The sequence below is a fragment of the Blautia sp. ZXY-1-C6 genome (genome assembly GCF_056339875.1).
In genome coordinates, this window is the sequence record NZ_JBWJVQ010000081.1 from 1 (window position 1) to 2,285 (window position 2,285).

At 33.3% G+C, this 2,285-nt stretch carries 5 protein-coding genes; all 5 read left to right on the forward strand.

The annotated features are described in order from the left end of the window. Window positions 1–25: 25 nt before the first annotated feature. The 5 genes from AC075J_RS03165 to AC075J_RS03185 all read left to right on the forward strand — a co-directional run bounded on the left by AC075J_RS03165 (window position 26) and on the right by AC075J_RS03185 (window position 2,100). The gene (locus AC075J_RS03165) at window positions 26–352 is read left to right on the forward strand and encodes a hypothetical protein (protein ID WP_008703166.1); all 327 of its coding nucleotides are present in this window, start codon (window positions 26–28) and stop codon (window positions 350–352) included. A gap of 85 nt (window positions 353–437) precedes the next feature. Further along, complete coding sequence (locus AC075J_RS03170; protein ID WP_008703164.1) at window positions 438–635, forward strand: hypothetical protein; 198 nt, start codon at window positions 438–440, stop codon at window positions 633–635. A gap of 614 nt (window positions 636–1,249) precedes the next feature. Continuing rightward, window positions 1,250–1,519 (forward strand): type II toxin-antitoxin system RelB/DinJ family antitoxin, encoded by a 270-nt coding sequence (locus AC075J_RS03175; RefSeq protein WP_008703163.1) that lies wholly within the window; start codon window positions 1,250–1,252, stop codon window positions 1,517–1,519. Beyond that, window positions 1,516–1,791 (forward strand): type II toxin-antitoxin system YafQ family toxin, encoded by a 276-nt coding sequence (locus AC075J_RS03180; RefSeq protein WP_008703161.1) that lies wholly within the window; start codon window positions 1,516–1,518, stop codon window positions 1,789–1,791. The genes AC075J_RS03175 and AC075J_RS03180 overlap by 4 nt, the downstream gene beginning before the upstream one ends. Before the next feature lie 24 nt (window positions 1,792–1,815). Further along, a complete protein-coding gene (locus AC075J_RS03185; protein ID WP_008703159.1) occupies window positions 1,816–2,100 on the forward strand; it encodes a DUF2442 domain-containing protein in 285 nt (94 codons plus the stop codon). The last annotated feature ends 185 nt before the right edge of the window (window positions 2,101–2,285 follow it).

Consider the following 2,285-nt stretch of genomic DNA (forward strand, 5'->3'; position numbering starts at 1 on the left):
GAACAAAAGCAAGGAGGAAAAGACGATGAACAAAACAATATATGAAGCAGAATTTACCAAAATGGTACATGATAAAATGAGAGAAGCTAATAGATTCAAAGAATATGAGAGAATACCAAAAAATAGGATAGGTGGAGACTACTGGAATACATACTGGACAATTCGTTATATGCTTCGCACTATAGAGGATATTTTGGCTAAGGGAGATAAACTGGTATTATTAGGATTTTTCACTGTAGAACCTAAATTTTATAAAGAAAAAAAACATGTTCTGGAATGGAAAGAACAGGCAAAAATGTGTATGAGATTCCAGAAAGATATAAGGCAAAGTTTAAATCTGGTACTGTGTTAAATCGTGCTTGCGAAGCGTATGGAGATTATCTCAAAGAAGAAGCAAATAATAAAGATGACGAATACGAAGAAGGAGAAGAAGAGTAATGAGATGTAAAGATTGTGAATATGTAAAATGCTATGCTGTCAATAAGAAAATGTATTATTGTGATAATAGAAATAGAGTAAATTTGATGGGTAAACTGGGCGAGGATAATTTACCTGAGACAAGTCCAGAGTGGTGTCCAATGGCTGACAGGACAATTGATGAAAATAATATGGCTGAGAAAGGATTAGAGAAGTAATGGAATTAAATAATACAGAAATGAAGATGAAGCACCGATTGATAAGCTTCTGGAATCGTTGGGAGTCACAGCGGAACAATGGGAAGAACCTGATGTGATGGGATTTTAAGGGTAGGTTCAAATTTCTGTCGGTTTAGAAACGCATCAGACAACGGAAAAATGCGATAAATTCATTGTTTAAAAACCGAAGTCAGTTGTTTAGAAACAGGAACGGAAGTAATATTTAGTTTACTTCTATAGACAGGACGGAGGGCTTTTTCATAAGACTTCCGTTATCCTGCTTATAATAACGGAAGGGAACTAATACAGTCATCCGTATAACCATAACCATCCCTCACAGAATCAATTCTATGCTGAAAATCCTTATATATAACCTTAAATTTCCAACGAAAACCATCTACCCTAACAACTTTACCCTTAAAGCATTATCGTTGAAATTTGATGGTTAGTTCATTAATATATTGTGTAGAAACGAGTATAAGATGTCTGCTGCCGATGCAGATATTTATATAAGGATGGAAAAGATATAATTCTTGAAATAATGCATAGTATTGACAATGCATTGCATAAGCTATATAATGATAATATAAATAGATTAGAAAGCAGGTGGATTTATGGCAAATGTATCAATTAGAATGGATGATAATTTAAAGAAACAAGCAGAAGATCTTTTCAATGATTTAGGTATGAATCTGACAACTGCATTCACAATTTTTGTAAAACAGGCAATCAGAGAACAGGGAATACCGTTTGAGATTACCAGAGAAATACCAAACAGTGAAACAATATCAGCAATTAATGAAGTGCAGCAGATGAAACAGAATCCTTCTCTTGGAAAAGCATATACAGATGTGGACAAGATGATGGAGGAATTATTAGCATGAAATATACGGTTAAGCCGACCAGTAAGTTTCAAAAAGACTTAAAACGTATTCAGAAACGTGGATACGATATGAGGTTAATGACTGATATCATCAAAAAATTGGCAAATGGTGAAATATTACCGCCGAAGAATCGAGATCATAATCTTTCAGGAAATTATAGTAATTGCAGAGAATGTCATATTGCTCCTGATTGGTTGTTGATTTATGAAGTCTATGAAGATGAACTATTCCTATATTTGACAAGAACTGGAAGTCATAGTGATTTGTTTTGATTAAAATAATAGGACTATAACAATATGAACGAATATTTTCCAACAGTAGTACAGGTGATACCATTGGATAATTTTCATGTACAGGTATTCTTTGATGACGGTAAGATTGTAGACTATGATGCTACAGAAGATTTGAAAACAGAAATATTTAAGCCATTAAGAGATATTGATGCATTTAAGGAAGCTTGTACCGTTATGAATGGTACTCTTGCATGGGATCTTTCTGGCAACAGAGATGAATCCAGTTGTATTGACATTGATCCATTTACTGTATATGAGTTAGAATCCATTAATAATCTGATTGCTTGAATAATGTGATCACAATTTAATATGAGCAGTATGAAAGTCCTCGGGAGTTAATCCTGGGGGCTTTTCAAAATTAAGATTTAATAATCAGAAGAATTGCTATATTTTTCTAGCAATAATGAGAATTCTTTAAAAAATTTGCGCCTATTATAATTGGGTAAATCGTATAATGGCGCTGATAATATAGC